This window comes from Nocardioides sp. W7 (assembly GCF_022919075.1).
Classification (GTDB): Bacteria; Actinomycetota; Actinomycetes; order Propionibacteriales; family Nocardioidaceae; genus Nocardioides.
On sequence record NZ_CP095078.1, the window covers coordinates 5,274,653 to 5,293,964 of the forward strand.

The 19,312-nt window shown below is 73.2% G+C and carries 17 protein-coding genes; 7 read left to right on the forward strand and 10 right to left on the reverse strand.

Annotation, left to right across the window (positions count from 1 at the left end; translation table 11 throughout):
* Positions 1–18: 18 nt before the first annotated feature.
* The 3 genes from MUB56_RS24705 to MUB56_RS24715 form a co-directional block, all read right to left on the reverse strand.
* Positions 19–1,467: an LCP family protein gene (locus tag MUB56_RS24705; protein WP_244929660.1), complete on the reverse strand. Its 1,449-nt coding sequence runs from the start codon at positions 1,465–1,467 to the stop codon at positions 19–21.
* 155 nt (positions 1,468–1,622) lie between these two features.
* The gene (locus tag MUB56_RS24710) at positions 1,623–2,186 is read right to left on the reverse strand and encodes a GNAT family N-acetyltransferase (protein WP_244929661.1); all 564 of its coding nucleotides are present in this window, start codon (positions 2,184–2,186) and stop codon (positions 1,623–1,625) included.
* Between the two features lie 23 nt (positions 2,187–2,209).
* A complete protein-coding gene (locus MUB56_RS24715; protein WP_244929662.1) occupies positions 2,210–2,719 on the reverse strand; it encodes an acyl-CoA thioesterase in 510 nt (169 codons plus the stop codon).
* Positions 2,720–2,742: 23 nt separating this feature from the next.
* On the opposite strand from MUB56_RS24715, the gene MUB56_RS24720 reads away from it, so the two are divergent.
* Positions 2,743–4,011, forward strand: coding sequence for an LCP family protein (locus tag MUB56_RS24720; protein WP_244929663.1), 1,269 nt, complete (start codon positions 2,743–2,745; stop codon positions 4,009–4,011).
* On the forward strand, positions 4,008–4,886 hold the full coding sequence (locus tag MUB56_RS24725) for a crotonase/enoyl-CoA hydratase family protein (RefSeq protein ID WP_244929664.1): 879 nt from the start codon (positions 4,008–4,010) through the stop codon (positions 4,884–4,886). The genes MUB56_RS24720 and MUB56_RS24725 overlap by 4 nt, the downstream gene beginning before the upstream one ends.
* 152 nt (positions 4,887–5,038) lie before the next feature.
* On the opposite strand, the gene MUB56_RS24730 is transcribed toward MUB56_RS24725, so the two are convergent.
* Both MUB56_RS24730 and MUB56_RS24735 read right to left on the reverse strand, forming a co-directional pair.
* The gene (locus MUB56_RS24730; protein ID WP_244929665.1) at positions 5,039–5,839 is read right to left on the reverse strand and encodes a sigma-70 family RNA polymerase sigma factor; all 801 of its coding nucleotides are present in this window, start codon (positions 5,837–5,839) and stop codon (positions 5,039–5,041) included.
* 104 nt (positions 5,840–5,943) lie between these two features.
* Positions 5,944–6,270 (reverse strand): plasmid stabilization protein, encoded by a 327-nt coding sequence (locus MUB56_RS24735; RefSeq protein WP_244929666.1) that lies wholly within the window; start codon positions 6,268–6,270, stop codon positions 5,944–5,946.
* 86 nt (positions 6,271–6,356) lie between these two features.
* Between MUB56_RS24735 and MUB56_RS24740 the strand changes: the two genes are divergently transcribed.
* Complete coding sequence (locus tag MUB56_RS24740; RefSeq protein WP_244929667.1) at positions 6,357–7,040, forward strand: HAD family hydrolase; 684 nt, start codon at positions 6,357–6,359, stop codon at positions 7,038–7,040.
* A 3-nt stretch (positions 7,041–7,043) separates the two neighbouring features.
* Here the strand turns inward: MUB56_RS24740 and MUB56_RS24745 are convergent, their stop codons facing one another.
* The 4 genes from MUB56_RS24745 to MUB56_RS24760 all read right to left on the reverse strand — a co-directional run bounded on the left by MUB56_RS24745 (position 7,044) and on the right by MUB56_RS24760 (position 10,925).
* Positions 7,044–7,625 carry a DNA starvation/stationary phase protection protein gene (locus tag MUB56_RS24745; protein WP_244929668.1) on the reverse strand — a complete coding sequence of 194 codons (582 nt, stop codon included), beginning with the start codon at positions 7,623–7,625 and terminating at the stop codon, positions 7,044–7,046.
* A 182-nt stretch (positions 7,626–7,807) separates the two neighbouring features.
* Positions 7,808–8,569 (reverse strand): dienelactone hydrolase family protein, encoded by a 762-nt coding sequence (locus MUB56_RS24750; protein ID WP_244929669.1) that lies wholly within the window; start codon positions 8,567–8,569, stop codon positions 7,808–7,810.
* Between the two features lie 44 nt (positions 8,570–8,613).
* Positions 8,614–10,281, reverse strand: coding sequence for a GAF domain-containing sensor histidine kinase (locus tag MUB56_RS24755; protein ID WP_244929670.1), 1,668 nt, complete (start codon positions 10,279–10,281; stop codon positions 8,614–8,616).
* The gene (locus tag MUB56_RS24760; RefSeq protein ID WP_244929671.1) at positions 10,278–10,925 is read right to left on the reverse strand and encodes a response regulator transcription factor; all 648 of its coding nucleotides are present in this window, start codon (positions 10,923–10,925) and stop codon (positions 10,278–10,280) included. The genes MUB56_RS24755 and MUB56_RS24760 overlap by 4 nt, the downstream gene beginning before the upstream one ends.
* Positions 10,926–11,029: 104 nt before the next feature.
* Between MUB56_RS24760 and MUB56_RS24765 the strand changes: the two genes are divergently transcribed.
* The 4 genes from MUB56_RS24765 to cydD are packed head-to-tail and all read left to right on the forward strand — an operon-like array spanning position 11,030 to position 17,834.
* A complete protein-coding gene (locus tag MUB56_RS24765) occupies positions 11,030–11,953 on the forward strand; it encodes a nitroreductase family protein (RefSeq protein WP_244929672.1) in 924 nt (307 codons plus the stop codon).
* A 58-nt stretch (positions 11,954–12,011) separates the two neighbouring features.
* The gene (locus MUB56_RS24770) at positions 12,012–13,463 is read left to right on the forward strand and encodes a cytochrome ubiquinol oxidase subunit I (RefSeq protein ID WP_244929673.1); all 1,452 of its coding nucleotides are present in this window, start codon (positions 12,012–12,014) and stop codon (positions 13,461–13,463) included.
* A gap of 26 nt (positions 13,464–13,489) precedes the next feature.
* A complete protein-coding gene (gene cydB / locus MUB56_RS24775) occupies positions 13,490–14,509 on the forward strand; it encodes a cytochrome d ubiquinol oxidase subunit II (RefSeq protein ID WP_244929674.1) in 1,020 nt (339 codons plus the stop codon).
* 7 nt (positions 14,510–14,516) lie between these two features.
* Positions 14,517–17,834 (forward strand): thiol reductant ABC exporter subunit CydD, encoded by a 3,318-nt coding sequence (cydD, locus tag MUB56_RS24780; RefSeq protein WP_244929675.1) that lies wholly within the window; start codon positions 14,517–14,519, stop codon positions 17,832–17,834.
* Between the two features lie 2 nt (positions 17,835–17,836).
* On the opposite strand, the gene MUB56_RS24785 is transcribed toward cydD, so the two are convergent.
* Positions 17,837–19,177, reverse strand: a complete 1,341-nt coding sequence (locus MUB56_RS24785; RefSeq protein ID WP_244929676.1) for an FAD-dependent oxidoreductase — start codon at positions 19,175–19,177, stop codon at positions 17,837–17,839.
* Between the last annotated feature and the right edge of the window lie 135 nt (positions 19,178–19,312).

Consider the following 19,312-nt stretch of genomic DNA (forward strand, 5'->3'; position numbering starts at 1 on the left):
AGGCAATCGGATTGACACTCAGCAGGCGGCGGAGAGGTCCTCGGCCTGGTTCGCGGCGTACCCCTGCTTCAGCGAGCCGAGCGAACCGCCCGTGACCGGGGTCTGGGTGCCGGAGGGCGTGGTGGGCTTGTCCTGCCCGGCCTGCGCGGTGTCCTTCGGCTTCTTCGGCTTCGGTGCGTCGCCCTCGGAGCGGTCGATCGCCTTGCGGACCTGGGCGCGGATCTTCTTGGCGTCCGGGTGCGCGGTGTTGACGAGCGGCGGGACCAGCGACAGCGAGGCCATCTTGTGGTCCCGGGTCTTCATCGCGAGCGAGGCGAAGGTGTCGATCTCGGAGGCCGGCAGGTTGGTGGAGATCATCGCCGAGGAGGCCTTCGCGATCTTCTCGAAGTTGCGTACGGCGACCTGCGGGCTGATCTCGCCGAGCATCGCGCTCATCACGCACTTCTGCCGCGCCATCCGCGAGTAGTCGTCGGAGCCCTCGCGGGCCCGGGAGTACCAGAGCGTCTCGAAGCCGGTGAGCTTGCGGGTGCCGGGCTCGATGTAGCCCGTGACGTCGCTGCCGAGGCCGCCGACCGGGATCCGGGAGCGAACGTTGAGGGTCACGCCGCCGACCGCGTCGACGAGGTTCTTGAACCCCTTCATGTTGACCATCGCCCAGTAGCTGATCTCCAGCCCGGTGATGCCCTCGATGGCCATGATCGTGGCGTCCACGCCGGGGTTCTCGGAGTCGGGGAACAGCTCGGTGTTGTCGCCGGCCCAGGTAGAGACGCCGTTGAGGTAGCAGCCGTCGCAGTCGAAGCCGTCGGGGAACTGCTCGTGCATCACCGTGCCCTTGCGGAACGGGAAGTTCGCCATGTTGCGGGGCAGCCCGATCAGCACGGTCTTGCCCGTCTCGGCGTCGATCGAGGCGACGGTCATCGAGTCGGGGCGCAGCCCCCAGCGGTCGGCACCGGAGTCGCCGCCGAGCAGCAGCACGTTGTAGCGGCCGTCGGCCGCGTCGCTCGCGGAGCCGTTGCCGAAGGTGGTGAGGATGAAGTCGCGCTGCACCGCGACCAGGTGGGCGCCGAAGAGCATCACGCCCGCGACGGTGAAGCAGAGCAGCCCGTTGACGCCGACGATCGCCCGCCGGTGGCCGAGGCCGAGGGTCAGCGGCTGGCCGATCCGCCAGGCGTCGACGAAGAGGTACGCCCACGCGATCGCCCCGACCATCAGACCGAGCCGGACCAGCAGCAGCAGCCCCGGCTTGGTCGCCAGGGAGACCGCACTGGTCGGGTGCACGGCCAGGACGAGGGCGGTGACCAGGCCGACCGCCACCAGCACCAGCCAGGTCGCCACGGCGATCCGGCCCACCCGGCGGTTGCCGGCGCTGAGCTGGGCCGAGCCGGGCACGAGCAGCGTCATCGCCATCAGGGACAGGGCCCGACGGAACCGCACGCGGGCGGCGCGCTCGGCGACCGAGACCCGCACGGGGCCGCGCGTGGGTCCGGCGTGGTCCGACCCGGGGGAAGGAGCGGGTGGCGTAGGCATCGAGATGCCTCTCTGTGCTGCGTACTGCTGGTGAGTACTGAAGGGAAGGTCAGTGCTGCCCGGTCAGTATCACCAGCCACACCCGTCACATCGGGTCACGACGCGCCGGGCGGCCCGCAATGGAACGAGATCGCCTCCATCAGCTCGGCGCCGGGCTCGCGGTCGACGTACACGAGCCGGACCGCGCCGCGGTCGGGATTGCCCGCGTCGGGGCCGCGCCAGACGAGCCCGAGACCGAGCCGCTCCGCCGTCCGCCGGGACGCCACGTTGTGCTCCAGCAGGTAGGCCAGCACGGGCAGCTCCGGGCCGACGTCGTGGGCCGCCTCGATCGCCGCGCGCGCCATCTCGGTCGCGTAGCCCCGGCCCTGCACGGCGGTGTCGAAGCGGTAGTAGAGGTTCCACCACGGCCGGCCGGGAGGTACGGCGCAGCCACCGCGACCCACCACCGCCCCGCCCTCGCGGTCGCGCACCGACCAGTAGCCGAGCCCGTGGGTCGCCCACTGCCGGGCGCCGTTGACGATCATCTGCTCCGACATCAACCGGTCCGCGTGCCGGCCCGGCGGGAAGTGCACCCACGACTGCGGGTCCGCGTGGATCTGGTGGAGGTCGTCGACGTCGCCCTCGGTCGCCACGTCGAGCCAGAGTCGCTGGGTGCGCACGTGCCGCCACTTCATCACATGGCTTAGGTACCCGCTCGTCCCGACTCGATCTCCTGGCGTCTCGCCAGTCGGTGCGCGCGCCGGATCTCGGCCTCGCGCAGCCGGCGTACCTCGTCGGGCGTCTCCGGTGCCAGCGGCGGCACGTCGCGCGCCCGACCCTCGGCATCGATCGCCACGAACACGAAGTACGCCGACGCGACGTGCAGCCCGGTCTCCGACGGGTCGTTCCACGGCTGCGCCTCGACCCGTACGCCGATCTCCATCGACGAGCGGCCCGCCCAGTTGACCTGGGCCTGCGTGCGCACGATGTCGCCGACGTGGACGGGCGCGAGGAACGCCATCTCGTCGAGGGCCGCCGTCACCGCCGGCCCGCCGCTGTGCCGCTGGGCCACGGCACCCGCGGTGGAGTCCGCGAGCTTCACGATCTCGCCGCCGTGGATGTTGCCGAGCAGGTTCGCCTCGCGGGCCGACGTCATCATCGCCAGCGACACGCGGGCGAAGGACGGCGACCTGGCGGTCAGCTCCGAGGTCATGCACGCACGGTAGCGTCAGCGCCATGGCAGACCGTCCCCGGAACGACGGCTCCGGGGGCGGGAACCCGGAGTTCGGCTGGCTCTACGGCAAGGACCAGCCCGACAGTGACACCAGCAGGGACCCCGGTCCCACCCGTCCCGTTCCCCGCCAGCAGCGCGAGCCGCGGCCCGACGAGACCCGGGTGATGCGGGTCCAGCCGTCCGGCTCCGAGCCGCCTCGCTCGGCTCCCCCGGCTCCCCCGGCTCCCCCGGCTCCCCCGCGGGCGCCGCGCCCCGCGCCGACGCCGCCGCCTCCCTCCGGTGCCGGCGGCTCCGGGCCCCGGCTGCGACGGCCCCGCTTCCGGTTCCGCTACGTCCTGCTGGTACTCCTGGCCTGGCTCGTCTTCCTCGTCGGTGTGCCGATCTACGCCTGGACCAGCGTCGACAAGATCGAGTGGGAGCCCAGCGGCAACCGGCCCGACGACCAGCCGGGCACGACGTACCTCCTGGTCGGCAGCGACTCGCGCGGCGACCTCAGCAAGGAGGAGCGCAAGCGGCTCGGCACCGGTGGCGCCGAGGGCCAGCGCACCGACACGATCATGCTGCTGCACACGGGCTCCGGCCCGAACCTGCTGATGTCGATCCCCCGCGACTCGATCGTGCCCATCCCCGGACGCGGCACGGGGAAGATCAACGGGGCCTACGCCTTCGGCGGACCGAAGCTGCTGACCCGCACCATCGAGGAGAACACCGGCATCCGCGTCGACCACTACGTCGAGATCGGGATGGGCGGCCTCGCCGGTGTCGTCGACGCGGTCGGCGGCATCGAGATCTGTCCCGAGAAGGACATGAAGGACAAGCTCGCCAACCTCGACATCAAGAAGGGCTGCCAGGAGGCCGACGGCGTCACCGCCCTCGGCTACGCCCGCTCCCGGCACAGTGACGCGGCCCTCGGCGACATCACCCGGGTCAAGCACCAGCGCGAGGTCGTCTCGGCCGTCGGCAAGAAGGTCCTCTCCCCGTGGACCGTCCTCAACCCGGTCCGCTACTGGCAGCTCAACGACGCCATCCCCGGCTTCTTCGGGTTCGGCGAGGGCACCGGCCCGGTCCGCGCCGGCATGTGGGCGCTGGCGATGACCCGGGTCAACGGCGAGAACGGCCTGACCTGCACCATCCCGATCGCCGACCTCGCCGTGCACTGGGACGACGAGCGCTCCGCGCAGATGTTCAGCGCGATCAAGGAGGACAAGGTCGATGAGCTGGACGAGAGTCTGTGCACGCCCACCGGCCTGCCCAAGTCGGTCACGGGATGAGGTCGTACGACACCCTCGGCTGGTCGGTCGACGACGACGGCGTCGCCACCCTCACCCTGGACCGGCCCGACCAGCTCAACGCGTTCGACCTGACGATGGCCCGCGAGCTCGAGCAGGTCTTCCGCACCGACGCCCACGACGACGCCGTCCGCGCCGTCGTCGTGACCGGCGCGGGCCGCGCCTTCTGCGCCGGCATGGACCTGTCCGCCGAGGGCAACGTCTTCGGCCTCGACGAGTCGCTCCTCCCCTCCCCCGAGGAGTTCCGGGCGTCGTACGACCAGGCGCCGTACGACGCCGGCGTCCGCGACACCGGCGGGAAGGTCACCCTGGCCATCCACGCCCTGCCCAAGCCCGTCATCGCGGCGATCAACGGCCCGGCCGTCGGCATCGGCGCCACCATGACCCTCGCGATGGACCTCCGGCTGGCCTCCACCAAGGCCCGGATCGGCTTCGTCTTCGGCCGGCTCGGCATCGTCCCCGAGGCCTGCTCGTCGTGGTTCCTGCCGCGCATCGTCGGCATCCAGCAGGCCCTGGAATGGATCTACTCCGCCGAGATCCTGACCGCCGAGCAGGCCCTCGCCGGCCGCCTGGTGCGCTCGCTGCACGAGCCCGACGACCTGCTCCCCGCGGCCCTCGACCTCGCCCGCTCCTTCGTCGTCGACCGCTCCCCCGTCGCCCTCGGCCTGGCCAAGCAGCTGCTCTACCGCAACGGCGCCGCCGCCGACCCCCTCGAGGCCCACCTCTCCGACTCCCTCGCGATGTACTACACCTCGCTGGCCGACGGGAAGGAGGGCGTGGCGGCGTTCCTCGAGAAGCGTCCCCCCTCGTTCTCCGGCCGCGCCTCAGATCTGCCTCGGATCTATCCCGAGCGCTGACCCGTCACTTTCTCGGCAGAAATTGCGGCGTGTCACCGCAGGGTTGACGGTTCGGTGAGCGACGTACGACGTACCTCTGAGCGAACCGTCACTCGTGCCACGACACACCGCGAAAAGTGCCGAGAAAGTGACAGGTCGGCGGGCGGGAGGGCTCAGGCGACGGCGAGACGCTCCCGCAGCCGGGCGAGGATGGCGGTGAGGAGGCGGGAGACCTGCTCCTGACTGACGCCGACCTCGGCCCCGATCTCGGCCTGGGTGCGGTTGTCGAAGAAGCGCAGCTCGATGATGGTGCGCTCGCGGTCGGTGAGGTCGCGCATCAGGGGCTGGAGGGCCAGGCGGGCCTCGGCGGAGGCGAAGGCCGGGTCCGGGCCGCCGAGGAGGTCGGCGAGGCCGGTCCGGTCGTCGTCGGGGCGGGGTGCGTCGAGGGACATGGGGGCGAAGCAGCCGGTGGCGCCGAGGGAGTCGAGGACGAGCAGCAGCGGGACGTCGAGATCGACCGCGATCTCGGAGGGCCGGGGGGTGCGGCCGAGCCGCTGGGTCAGGGTGGACTCGGCCTCGGCGACGCGGCTCTGGATCTCCTGGACCGAGCGCGGAGGCCGGACGGTCCAGCCGGCGTCGCGGAAGTAGCGGCGGATCTCGCCGCGGATCGTGGGCACGGCGTAGCTGAGGAAGTCCTCGGCCAGGGTCGGGTCGAAGGCGCGGACGGCCTTCACCAGCCCCAGGCAGGCGACCTGGTCGATGTCGTCGTCGGGGACACCGCGGCCGTGGTAGCGGCGGGCGACGTCGGCGGCCACCCCGAGGTTGAGGCGGACGGCGTCGTTCTCGTAGTGGGCGCGGACCTCGCCGGCACTGGCCCGCGCGCGGGACAGCAGGCGGGCGGTCTCGGCGCGACGGCGGGCATCGGCGAGCGCCGTCGCCCCCCGGGCATCACGGTCCGACCCCACGACGAACACACCCTCCCCCTGGTGCGTCCCATGACCGGCCCGGCTACGGACCCCGCCCGCAGATCGTCGCAGACGCGGCGATCGGGAGACAACCGACCGACAGGATCAGCGAGTCAACGTCCGACGGCTCGCTCCAGCTCGGCCTTGTTCATCGAGGAGCGGCCCTTGACGTTCTGCCGCTTCGCCTCGGCGTACAGCTGGGCCTTGGTACGCCCCCCGGCGCCACGGTGCGAGCGCAGGCCGCCCCGGCGCGAGGAGGACAGGTCGTCGGTGGAGGTGCGGCTGCGCTGCTCGGCCTCGCCGGCGCGGGCCCGCTCCTTGTTGACGGTGCGGGCCGCGATCTCCTCGGCCTGCTCCCCGCTCCGCCCGCGGTCCTCCAGGCCTTCCTTGATGTGCTCGTACTGGCGCTCGCGCTTCTTGCTCCAGGCCTGCTGCGGCATCGGTCTCCTCCTGCCCACGACTGCCCCCGACTGCCCCCGTCGTACGCCGGCCGGTACCCGGGCCCGGAGCGGGGTAACGGTCCGCCATGTCCCACGACCTCGACACCGCGATCGTCGACATCGACGGCACCCTGCTGGACTCCAACTACCACCACGCGCTGGCGTGGTCGCGCGCCTTCGCACATGTCGGCCACCCGGTCCCGGTGTGGCGGATCCACCGGCACCTCGGCATGGGCGGCGACCGCCTGGTGACGGCGGTGGCCGGCGACGAGGCGGAGGCGCGGGTCGGCGACGAGGTGCGCGAGCGCTGGGAGCAGGAGTACGACGGCCTCATCGACGAGACCGTGCTCCTCGACGGCGCCCGAGGTCTGCTCGACGCCCTGAGCGGCGCCGGCCTGGCGGTGGTGCTGGCCAGCTCCAGCATCCCCCGGCACGCGGAGCACGCGCTGGAGCTGCTGGACGCCCGGTCTCGGACCGACGCGTGGACCACGGCGGGCGATGCGTCGGAGACGAAGCCGGACCCCGAGCTCCTCGACGTCGCCCTCGACCGGGTCGGCGGCGGGCGCGCGGTGATGCTGGGCGACTCGGTCTGGGACGTGGCCGCGGCCCAGCAGCGCGGCATCCCCACGCTCGGCCTGCGCAGCGGTGGCGTCGGCGCGGCCGAGCTCATCGAGGCCGGTGCGGTCGCGGTGTACGACGACCCGCGCGGCCTGACCGAGCACCTCGACGAGGCACTCGACCAGGCCGCGCGGGCCAGTCGTCGGACGTAGCGGTCAGCCGGCCTTCTTGCCGCCGGTCTTCTTGGTGGAGGCCTTCTTCGCAGCGGCCTTCTCGGTGGTGGCCCCGGTGGTCGAGAGGTTCCCGCCCTTGTCCTCCAGGTGCGCGCGGATGAACCAGTGGAACAGCTCCAGCTGCTCGGTGTGCGCGACGAACATGTCCTGGGTGACCGGGTCGAGCTCCTCGAGCTCCTTGATGCCGTCGCGGTACTCGGTGATCACGCCCTGGTAGACCAGGTCGAGCGCCCCGAGGTGCTCCTGGGTGGTGGCCCGGCCGATGCTGTACTCGTCCCAGGTGCGGGCCGCGACGAGCTTGCCGGGGGTCCCGACCGGGGAGCCACCGAGGGTCGCGATCCGCTCGGCCAGGTCGTCGGCGAAGCCGCGCACGGCGTCGACCTGCGGGTCGAGCATCTCGTGTACGGCGATGAAGTGCGGGCCGACGACGTTCCAGTGCACGTGCTTGAGCGTGAGGTGGAGGTCGTTGGCCGCGTTCAGGCGGCTCTGCAGCAGGGTCACGACACGCTCGGCGTCGGCCTCGGTCATGCCGGGAACGGTGTACTTCAGCTTGGAGGTCGTCATGACCTGTCAGTAACCCGGCCCGCGAGCCGGGAAACGACCTCGAATCCCGCCGCCGCCGACAATCCGGCTCGGGGCCGGGCTGGGCCGGGCTGGGTCCGGGACAGCGAAACGGGCCGGGACCGCCGAAGTGGGGGGTATCGGGCGGTCCCGGCCCAGCTTCGTCGTACCCCGTCGACGGCCGCCTATGCGCCGGTCTGGACCACCGCGCCGATGCTCCGGTCGAAGAGCTCGCGCAGCTCGACGAAGTGCCGCTCCGCGCCGGCCTCGTCGTACGACATGGAGTCGGCCATCGTGTAGCCGTGCCGGGCCCCCGGGTAGACGGCCTCCCGGTGGGCGAGCCCGGCCTCGTCGAGCGCGGCCGCCAGGGCCTCGATCGCCTCCGGCGGCATCGAGGCGTCCTGGTCGGCGTGGCCGAAGAGGAACTCGGCGCGGGCACCGGCGACCGCGCGGTGCGGGCTGTCGGGGGCGTCGGTGACCAGGCCGCCACCGTGGAAGCCGCCGACCGCGGCGACCAGGTCGGGCCGCAGGGCGGCGGTCCGGACGGCGAGCCGGGCACCCATGCAGTAGCCGGTCACCCCGATCGGTCCGGTCGCGTGCTGGAGCAGCACCTCGATCCACCGCTCGGCGTCGGGAAGCGCCCGGTCGGGGGTGAGCGCGTTGACCCGGTCCATCACGCCGTCGGCGAAGAACGCCGCGCGCGCCTCGGGATCGCGCAGGTCGCGATCGGGCGCCAGCTCGGCCGCGGAGCCGTCCCGGTAGAAGACGTGCGGGGCGAGTACGACGTACCCCCACGACGCGATCCGGTCGGCCATCGCCTCGATCCGCGGGCGCAGCCCGATCGCGTCGACGTAGAACAGCACCCCCGGGCGCGGTCGATCGCCGGGCCGGGCCAGATAGGCCTCGGCGGTGCCGTCGGCCGTGGTGATCTCGATGCGCTCGCCCATGGTCTCGAGGGTAGTCAGGCCGACCCCGCCGGTCGCGACGGGCCTCAGCCGGTCGGCACCGTCCAGATGACGGCCGTGCCGCTGTCCGGCGCCGACTCGATGCGACACCGGCCGCCCAGCCGCTCGGCCCGGTCGCGCATGTTGCGCAGCCCGCTCTCGGCGACCTCGCCGGCCATGCCGACCCCGTCGTCGCGCACCACCAGCTCGATCTCGTCGCCGACCGTCAGCGTCACCCCGATCCCGGCGGGGCCGGCGTGCCGGACGGCGTTCGACAACGCCTCCCCCAGGACGGCGAGCAGGTGCGGGGCGACCCGGGGCGCGATCCGGGTGCGGACCGGGCCGCGGAAGGTCAGCGTCGGGCGGCGCTCCAGGTTGGCGGCGGCCCGGTCGACGATCCGCGTCATCTCCGACTGCAGGTCGGTCGACTCGTCGGCCGAGCTGAGCGCGAAGATCGAGCGGCGGATGTCGCGGATCGTGGCGTCCAGGTCGTCGACGGCCGTCTCGAGCCGCTCGGCGACCTGCGGCTGGTCGACGAGGCGCCCGGCGCTCTGCAGGCCCAGGCCGATCGCGAAGAGCCGCTGGATGACCAGGTCGTGCAGGTCGCGGCCGATCCGGTCGCGGTCCTCGAGGACGGCCAGCTTCTGCTGGTCCTCGCGGTGCCGGCCGACCTGCAGCGCCAGCGCCGCCTGCTCCGCGAACGCGGCGGGCAGGGCGGCGTCGACGGCGTGGAAGGCCTCGACGTTCGCCGGGTCCCAGGCCAGCGCGAGCACCCCCTCGATGCCCGCGCCGGTGCGCAGGGGTACGACGACCGCCGGCCCGAGGCCCTCGGTGGCCAGGTCGGGGACGGAGGTCGGCACGCCGGTGCGGACGACCTCCTCGGCGAGCGCGTCCTGACGGGCCAGGGCCTCCAGGAGGCTGGCGTCGACCCGCTGCCCCGAGACCGCCTCCAGGGCCAGCTCGGCGTCCGCGTCGCCGGCGAGGATCCAGGCGACGTCGGCGGCCGCGACCGCGCGGGCGCTGTCGGCGACCGCCTGCAGGGCGTCCGTCCCGACCGTGGTGCCCGACAGGAGCCTGGTGATCTCGGCGGTCGCCGAGAGCCACCGCTCGCGACGCGAGGCCTCCTCGTAGAGCCGGGCGTTCTCGATCGCGACGCCCGCGGCGGCGGCGAGCGCGACGACGATGTCCTCGTCGGCCTGGGTGAAGTCCTCGCCGCCGGCCTTCTCGGTCAGGTAGAGGTTGCCGAAGACCTGGTCGCGGATCCGGACCGGGACGCCGAGGAAGGAGCTCATCGGCGGGTGGTGCGGCGGGAAGCCGTACGACGCGGGGTGCTCGGCGATGTCGTGCAGGCGCAGCGGCTCGGGGCGGTCGATGATCAGGCCGAGCAGCCCGTGACCGGTCGGGAGGTCACCGATCTGGAGGACCGCGTCCTCGCCGATCCCGTGGTGCACGAAGGTCCGCAGCCGCTTGCCCGGGCCGGCGCCGAGCACCCCCAGCGCGGCGTACCGGGCGCCGACCAGCTCGCTGCCGACCCGCACGATCCGGGCGAGCACGCCGTCGAGGTGGAGGTCGGCGCCGATCCCGACGACCGCGTCGAGCAGCAGTCGCCACCGCGCCTGGTCGTCGAGGACCACGTCGACGCGGGCGAGCACCTCACGCAGCAGCGAGTCGAAGCCGACCTCACGCAGTGCGTCGTCGAGCGGCTCGTCGCTCACTGGTCGAGGTGCTTGGTGGCGAAGATCGCCGCCTGGGTACGGCTCTCGAGTCCCAGCTTGGCCAGCAGCGAGGACACGTAGTTCTTGATCGTCTTCTCGGCGAGGAACATCGCCTCGGCGATCTGGCGGTTGGTCCGCCCCTGGCCGATCTGCTCGAGGATCTTCAGCTCCTGGGCGGTCAGCTGGTCCAGCGCCGGGTCGGTCTTCGGCCCCTCGCGGAGCCGGTCGAGGACCTGCTGGGTGACGGCCGGGTCGAGCATCGACTGCCCGGCGGCCACCCGGCGGACGGTGTCGACGAAGTCGGTGCCGCGCACCTGCTTGAGGACGTAGCCGGCGGCGCCGGCCATGATCGCGGAGAACAGCGCGTCGTCGTCGTCGTACGACGTGAGGATCAGCGCCTTGATGTGCGGGTCGCGCGAGCGGATCTCGCGGCACACGTCGATGCCGGAGCCGTCCGGCAGTCGGCCGTCGAGGATCGCGACGTCGGGGCGGAGGGCGGGGATCCGCCGGGCGGCCTCCTCGGCCAGGCCGGACTCGCCGACCACGACGATGTCGCCCTCGCTCTCGAGGAGCTCGCGAATCCCGCGACGGACCAGCTCGTGGTCGTCGAGGAGGAAGACCGTGATCGGCTCACTCGTCGTCATGTCCCGGAATCTACCGACACCGAGGCGGGCAGTCGACGGCCGCCGGGACGCTGAGGGACCTTGGGCCCTGTCGGGCACCGGATCCGCGTCGCATCGTTGACCATATGCCCTCGTCCCGTCCGTCCGCTGCACGCGTCGTGGAGCTCGCCTGCCGAGCGCCCAGCGTCCACAACACCCAGCCGTGGTGCTGGCGGATCGACGGCGACCGGGTGGAGCTGCACGCCGACCGGTCGCGCCAGCTCGTGGTGGCCGACGCGGGGGGCCGCAACCTGCTGATCAGCTGCGGGGCCGCGCTGCACCACGCGATCGTCGCCGCCGCCGGGCTCGGGTACGACGCCCGGGTGGTCCGGCACCCCGACCCGGAGCAGCCCGACCTGCTGGCGCACCTCGACCTGGTCCCGGCCCCGCGCACGGCGGCCGCGACGGACCGGCTGCGGACCCTGCTGGCGCGTCGTACCGACCGGCGGCGGTTCACCGCCTGGCCGGTGACCGAGGAGCAGCTGGGCGAGCTGGCCCACGGGATCCGGGACGGCGGCGTCCAGGTCGTCCCGGTCGCCGGCATCGCGGACCGGCTCCGCGTCGAGCTGCTCGCGGCCCGGGCCCGGGCCGCCGAGGCGGCCGACGACCGGTACGCCGAGGAGCAGAGCCGCTGGGCCGACGAGGCCCGCTCGGACGCCGTCGAACGCCCCGACGGGGTGCTGCTGCTGTGCACGACGACCGACGGCCCCGAGTCCTGGCTCGCCGCCGGCGAGGCACTGAGCGAGCTCTGGCTGCGCGCCACCCAGGAGGGCCTGTCGGTGGTGCCGCTGAGCCAGCTGCTGGAGGTCGAGGAGACCCGCTCGGCCCTGCACCACGAGGTGCTGGGCGGGCTCGTGGTCCCGCAGCTGCTACTCCGGCTGGGCTGGCAGGAGATCGGGCTCAGCGACCTGCCGGCCACGCCGCGGCGCCCGCTCGCCGAGGTGCTGGCCGGTCCCGACGGGCAGGGGACCAAGGTCCCCGCCCGCGGGGCCGTCCGCCCGGTTCGCTGAGCGGGCTCTTTACCTAGCGTGAGCGTGTCCCACCCCGACCCCGCTCAGGAGAGCCCTCGTGGATCCGCTCGACATCGCCCGGTGGCAGTTCGGCATCACCACCGTCTACCACTTCATGTTCGTCCCGATCAGCATCGGTCTCTCCGCGATGGTGGCCTACTACGAGATCCGCTGGCTGCGCTCGCGCAACGTGGCGTACCTCCGACTCACCCGCTTCTTCGGGAAGCTCTTCCTGATCAACTTCGCGATCGGCGTCGTGACCGGCATCGTCCAGGAGTTCCAGTTCGGGATGAACTGGAGCGACTACTCGCGCTTCGTCGGTGACGTGTTCGGCGCACCGCTGGCCATCGAGGGCCTGCTCGCCTTCTTCTTGGAGTCGACGTTCCTCGGGCTGTGGATCTTCGGCTGGGACCGGCTCTCGGGGAGGCTGCACGCCGCCTGCATGGTGATCGTGCACATCGGGACCCTGTTCTCGGCCTGGTTCATCCTCGCCGCGAACTCCTGGATGCAGCACCCGGTCGGCTTCGTCTTCAACCCCGAGACCGGCCGGGCCGAGATGAACGACTTCGCCGCGGTGATGTTCAACAAGGTCCAGCTGGTCACCTTCCCGCACGTCATCCTGGCGGCCTACATGACCGCCGCCGCCTTCGTGGTCGGCGTCGCGTTCTGGCACCTGCGCCAGCAGCGCGACCCCGCCTCGGAGGACGCGGGGATGTGGCGCAGGGCCGTCCGCGGCGGCGCCGCGCTGGTGCTGGTCTCGGGCCTCGGTGTCGTCCTGGTGGGCGACGTGCAGGGCAAGATCATGACCGAGGTCCAGCCGATGAAGATGGCGGCCGCCGAGGCGCTCTACGAGACCGAGCAGCCCGCGCCGTTCTCGGTCTTCACCGTCGGCACGCCGGACGGCTCGGAGGAGAAGTTCTCCATCGTCATCCCGAACCTGCTCTCGTTCCTCGCCACCGGCACCTGGGACGGGGAGGTGCAGGGCATCGACGAGCTGCGCGAGCAGTATCAGGAGACCTACGGCCAGGACCCGGGCGCGGCGTACTACTCGGCCGGCGACTACACGCCCTACATCCCCGTCACCTACTGGACCTTCCGCTTCATGATGGGGCTCGGCTTCGCGGCCATGGCCGTCGCGCTGTGGGTGCTGTGGGCGACCCGGCGCGACCGGATCCCCCGGGGCCGACTGCTCTACACCGCGGTGCTGCTGCTGCCGTTCCTGCCGCTGCTGGCCAACTCGGCGGGCTGGATCTTCACCGAGATGGGCCGCCAGCCGTGGGCCGTGTTCGGGCTGATGACCACCGCCTCGGCCGTCTCCCCCGGCGTCAGCGCCACCGAGATGCTCGTCTCCCTGATCACGCTCACCCTCGTGTACGGCGTGCTCGCGGTCGTCGAGGTCCGGCTGCTGCTCACCTACATCAAGAAGGGCGCCGACCCCATCCCCGACGACGACCTGCCCCGGGTCCGCACCGACGCGGACGACGACCAGCCGCTCGCGTTCGCGTACTGACCGCGAATCCAAAGGACTGAGAAGACATGGAACTCACCACCGTCTGGTTCGCGCTGATCGCGATCCTCTGGATGGGCTACTTCGCCCTCGAGGGCTTCGACTTCGGCGTCGGCATGCTGCTCCCGGTGCTCGGGAGGACCGACCGCGAGCGCCGCGTGCTCATCAACACCATCGGCCCGGTCTGGGACGGCAACGAGGTGTGGCTGCTGGTCGCCGGCGGCGCCACCTTCGCGGCGTTCCCGGAGTGGTACGCCACGCTGTTCAGCGGCTTCTACCTGCCGCTGCTGCTGATCCTGGTCGCGCTGATCGTGCGCGGGCTGGCCTTCGAGTACCGCCACAAGCGCGACGAGGCCTCCTGGAAGCAGCGCTGGGACCTGGTGCTGATCATCGGCTCCTTCGTGCCCGCCCTGCTGTGGGGCGTCGCGTTCGCCAACATCCTGCGCGGCGTGCCGATCGACTCGGACTTCGAGTACGTCGGCGGCTTCTTCAACCTGCTCAACCCCTACGCCCTGCTGGGCGGGGCGATGACGCTGCTGCTCTTCCTCACCCACGGCGCGATGTTCATCGCCCTGAAGACCGACGGCCCGATCCGGTACGCCGCCCGCGCGCTCGCCGTGAAGCTCGGCGTCGCAGCAGCCGTGGTCGCCGTCCTCTTCCTCGGCTGGACCCAGGTCAAGACCGGTGACGTGTCGTCGGCGGTCGCGTTCGTCGTCGCCGCGCTCGCGCTGGTCGGCGGCGTCGCCGCGGCGGCCGCGGGTCGCGAGGGCTGGGCGTTCCTCGGCACCTTCGTGGCGATCGCCGTCGGCGTGGCCGGGCTGTTCCTGGCCCTCTTCCCCGACGTGATGCCCTCGACCCTGACCGACGGGACGTCGCTGACGACCACGAACGCCGCCGCGACGGCGTACACGCTGAAGATCATGACGGTGGTGGCGGCGATCTTCACGCCGCTGGTGCTGGCCTACCAGGCCTGGACCTACTGGGTCTTCCGCAAGCGGATCGCCGTGCACCACATCCCGGAGCCGGTCCTCGCGGCCGGTCCTCGGTGACCTTGACGTGAGCCAGGGAATGGGGCCGACCGACCCACGCCTGCGCCGCCAGCTGGCCCCCGCCCGGGGGCCGCTGGCGGGGGTGCTGGTGACAGGAGGGCTCGGGGCCCTGCTCGTCGTCGCGCAGGCGTGGGCGGTCACCGGCCTGCTCGTCGCCGCCGTACGCCGCGAGGAGCTGCTCGGCTGGGCCCTCGTGGTCGCCGGTGTCTTCGCGGCCCGGGCCCTGACCGGCTGGGTCGGCGACCTGCTGGCGGCCCGCGCGGCCTCGGTCGTCGGCACCCACCTGCGCCGCCAGGTCGCCGCCGCGGTGCTGCGCCGCCGGGAGGTGCGCTCGGCCGACGCCGTGCTGCTGACCCGGGGCGTCACGGCCGCGGAGCCGTACCTCACCCGCTACCTGCCCGCCGTCGTCCTCGCCGGCGTGCTCCCGCTCATCACCCTGGCCGCGATCGCGTGGCTGGACCCGCTCAGCGGCCTGGTGGTCCTCCTGACCCTGCCCCTGGTGCCGGTCTTCGGCGCGCTCGTCGGCCTCGCCACCCGGGACCGGGCCGAGGAGCAGTGGCGGGCGATGGCCTCGCTGTCGGGCCACTTCCTCGACGTGGTGCGCGGCCTGCCGACCCTGGTGGCGCACCGGCGCGCCCGGGCCCAGTCGGCCACGATCGGGCGGGTCACCGACCGCTACCGCCGGGCCAGCATGGACACGCTGAGGGTGGCCTTCGCGTCCTCGGCGATCCTGGAGCTGGTCGCCACCCTCTCGGTGGCGCTGGTGGCCGTCCTGGTCGGCGTACGACTGGCCCACGGCGGGCTGGACCTGCACACCGCACTGCTGGTGCTGCTGCTCGCGCCCGAGGCGTACTGGCCGCTGCGCCGGGTCGGCGCGGAGTTCCACGCCGCGGCCGAGGGGGTCGCCACCTTCGAGCAGGTGCACGACCTGGTGACCGGCACCCCGCCCGAGCCGGCCGGCACCCCGGCCCCCGCCGAGACCGCGCTGGTCGCCACCGGACTCACCGTCCTGCACCCGGGACGCACCGTTCCCGCCCTCGACGGCGTCGACGTGGTGATCCCCGGCCGCGGCGTCACGGTCGTCACCGGGCCGTCGGGCTGCGGCAAGTCCACCCTGCTCTCCGCACTGGTCGGGCTGGTCCCGCCGACCGCCGGGCGGATCGAGGTCGCCGGCACCGAGGTGGCCGGAGCGGCCTGGCGCGCGCAGGTGGCCTGGGTCTCGCAGCGACCGGTGTTCGTCGCCGGTTCGATCGCCGACAACCTGCGCCTGGCCCGCCCGGAGGCGAGCGACGACGACCTGTGGTCGGCGCTGCGCGCGGTCGCGCTGGAGGAGCGGGTCCGGGCGCTGCCCTGGGGCCTGCGGCAGCCGCTCGACGAGGACGGCGTGAGCCTGTCCGCCGGCGAGCGCGCCCGGTTAGCCCTGGCCCGAGTGGTGCTCGCGCAGCGCCCCTGGGTCTTCCTCGACGAGCCGACCGCCCATCTCGACGACCTGACCGAGCAGGTGATCGCCGACACCGTCGTCGAGCTCGGCCGGACCAGCGCGGTCGTGGTCGTCGCGCACCGGCCCGCACTGGCCGCGCTGGCCGACCACGTGGTGGCGCTCACGGCTCCCGCCCCAGCGGTGACCCAGCACCCGAACGCCGGCGCGGGACGGTCGCCCGCTCACCGCTCCCCCGCCCCGATCCCGGACGACGAGCCCGCGAGCCGGCTCGGCCTCGGCGCCAGCACCCTGCTCGGCGCGCTCGCGTCGCTCTCGGGCGTCGCGCTCACCGCGACCGCCGGCTGGCTGATCGTCCAGGCGTCCTCGCACCCGCCGGCGCTGACCCTGATGGTCGCGATCGTCGGCGTACGCACCTTCGGCCTGGCCCGGCCGGTGCTGCGCTACGTCGAGCGGCTGCGCTCCCACGATCTCGCCCTGCGGCTGCTCGCCCGTCGCCGTGTCGAGGTGTACGACGCCCTGGTGCCGCTCGTCCCCGGACGGCTCGGCCGGCGCCGCGGGGACCTGCTCGCCGCGGTCGTCGACGACGTCGACGGCGTGGTCGACGACGCCCTGCGGGTCAAGCTGCCGCTGCGCTCCGGCGCCCTGGTCGCGCTCGGTGCCACCGCCGTCACCGCCTGGCTGCTCCCGGTCGCGGGGGCCGTCGTCGCCGCGGTCTGTGTCGTCGCGGGCGTCCTCGCGTTCGGGCTCGCCCGGCTGGGCGCCGGCGCGGCCGAGCGGGCCTCGGTCGACCTGCGGGCCGAGCTCTCCGAGGCCGCCGTCGAGACCGCGCAGGTCGCCCCCGAGCTGGTGATGTGGCAGGCCGAGCCGGCCGCCGTCGACCGGGTCGCCCGGCTCAGCGACCGGCTCGGTCGGGCCGCCGCCCGGGCCGCCGCCTGGCTCGGCGCGGCCCGGGCCACGGTGCTGCTCGCCTGCGGCAGCGGCGTCGCGCTCACCGCGTGGGTGGCCGCGCCGGCGTACCGCGCCGGCGAGGTGTCGGCCCCCGTGCTGGCCCTGCTGGTCCTGGTGCCGCTCGCGCTCGCCGACACCCTCACGACCTTCACCGACGCCGGCGCGCTCTCGGCCCGCACCCGCGCGGCCGCGGCCCGCCTGGAGGCCCTCGAGCGGACCCGCCCGGCCGTGCGGGCCACCGTCGGCGACCCGCTCCCCGAGCGGCACGACCTCGTGGTCGAGGACGTGACGGCCGGCTGGTCGCGCGACCGGCTCGCGCTGCGCGACCTCTCCCTGGACGTCGGGCCCGGCGAGCGGGTCGTGGTCGTCGGCCCATCGGGGTCGGGCAAGTCGACGCTGGCCGCGCTGCTGCTGCGCTTCCTCGACCCGGTCGACGGCGCGGTGCTGCTCGGCGGCACCCCGACCACCCGGCTCGACCCCGACGACGTACGACGGGTCGTGGGGCTCGTCGACGACGACCCGCACGTCTTCGCCTCCACCCTGGTGGAGAACGTCCGGTTCGCCCGGCCCGACGCGAGCGACGCCGACGTCGAGGGCGCCCTGCGGCGCGCCCGGCTCGGCGGCTGGCTGGACGACCTCCCGGACGGCCTGCACACCTGGCTCGGCGACGGCCACGCCCAGGTCTCCGGCGGCGAGCGGGCCCGGATCGCGCTGGCCCGGTCGCTGCTCGCGGAGCAGCCCGTGCTGGTGCTCGACGAGCCCACGGCCCACCTCGACCACGCCACCGCGGTGGAGCTCGCGGCCGAGGTGCTCGACCCGAGCGAGGGCCGGACGGTCGTCTGGATCACCCACGATCACGTCGGGGTCGACCTGGCCGACCGGGTCGTGGACCTGGGCTCGAGCTGGAGACCGGTCGCGACCGACCGGACCCGCTGACGTCAGCCGAGGGCCGCCCGGAGCATGTCCTCGCGCGGCACGACCTTGACCCGCTCGCGGCCGGCCGCCTCGCCGAGCGCGACCTCGTGGGCGTCCAGGCGCTCCCAGCCGTCCCAGGTGACGACGTCCACGCCCCGGTCGGCGAGGTGCTCGAGGATCGCGGCGGGGGCGTCGGACTCCGGCGCCTGCAGCGCGTCCAGGTCGGCGAGCAGGCTGGCGACCGTCTCGGCGGCGTCGGACTTGGTGTGCCCGATCAGGCCGACCGGACCGCGCTTGACCCAGCCGGTGACGTAGGTGCCGGCCAGCGGGTCGCCGTCGAGGTCCAGGACCCGGCCCGCCACGTGCGGGACCACGCCGGCGGCGTGGTCGAACGGCAGGTCGGCGAGCTCGCTGGAGAGGTAGCCGACCGCGCGGTAGACCGCCTGGACGGGAGTGTCGACGTACCGGCCGGTGCCGCGGGCGGTGCCGTCGCCGACCAGCTCGGTGATCTCGGTGCGCAGCCCCTCGACCCGGCCCTCGCCCAGCACCTCCACCGGCGCCTGGCACAGGTGGATGTGGATGCGGTGCGCCGCACCGGTCGGCTCGGCCTCGACGTGCTTGAGCAGAGTGTCGACGACCAGGCGGGTGCCCTTGTTGGCGCTGATCGCGGCCTGGCTGGCCTCGTCGATCTCGAAGCCCTCGGGATGCACGATCACGTCGACGCTCGGCGAGTGGGAGAGCTCGCGCAGCTCCATCGGCGTGAACTTGATCTGCGCCGGGCCCCGCCGCGCGAACACGTGGATGTCCGTGGCCTGGTTGAGCTTCAGACCCTGGTAGACGTTGTCGGCGATCTCGGTCGTCAGCTGCTCCTCGGCCGGCTTGGCCAGCATCCGGGCGACGTCGAGGGCGACGTTGCCGGCGCCGATGACGGCCACCTCCTTCGCCTCCAGCGGCCAGGAAGCGGGCGCGTCGGGGTGGCCGGCGTACCAGCTCACGAAGGACGAGGCGCCGTGGCTGCCGGGCAGGTCGACCCCGGGGATGTCGAGCTCGCGGTCGGCCATCGCGCCGGTAGAGAAGATCACCGCGTCGTAGAACCGCTGCAGGTCGTCGAGCTTGAGGTCGGTGCCGTACTCGACGTTGCCGAGGAAGCGGATGTTGTCGCGGGAGAGCACCCGGCGCAGCGCCTTGACGATCTCCTTGATGCGCGGGTGGTCGGGCGCGACGCCGTAGCGGACCAGGCCGTACGGCGCGGGCAGCCGCTCGATCACGTCGACGCTTGCCTCCGGGTGCTCCTTGGTCAGGATGTCGGCGGCGTAGATGCCCGCCGGACCGGCGCCGACCACGGCGACTCGGATCTTCCTCATGACTGCTCAACTCCCGCTGCTCGCTCGGTGCACCGGGTCCCGGCCACGGCACCAGCCTGGTCGGGACCGGCACCCGCAGGTAGCCGCCGCGTCACTGTGGCGTCACAGGCGGTGCCTGTGGCGGGGCTAGGCTGA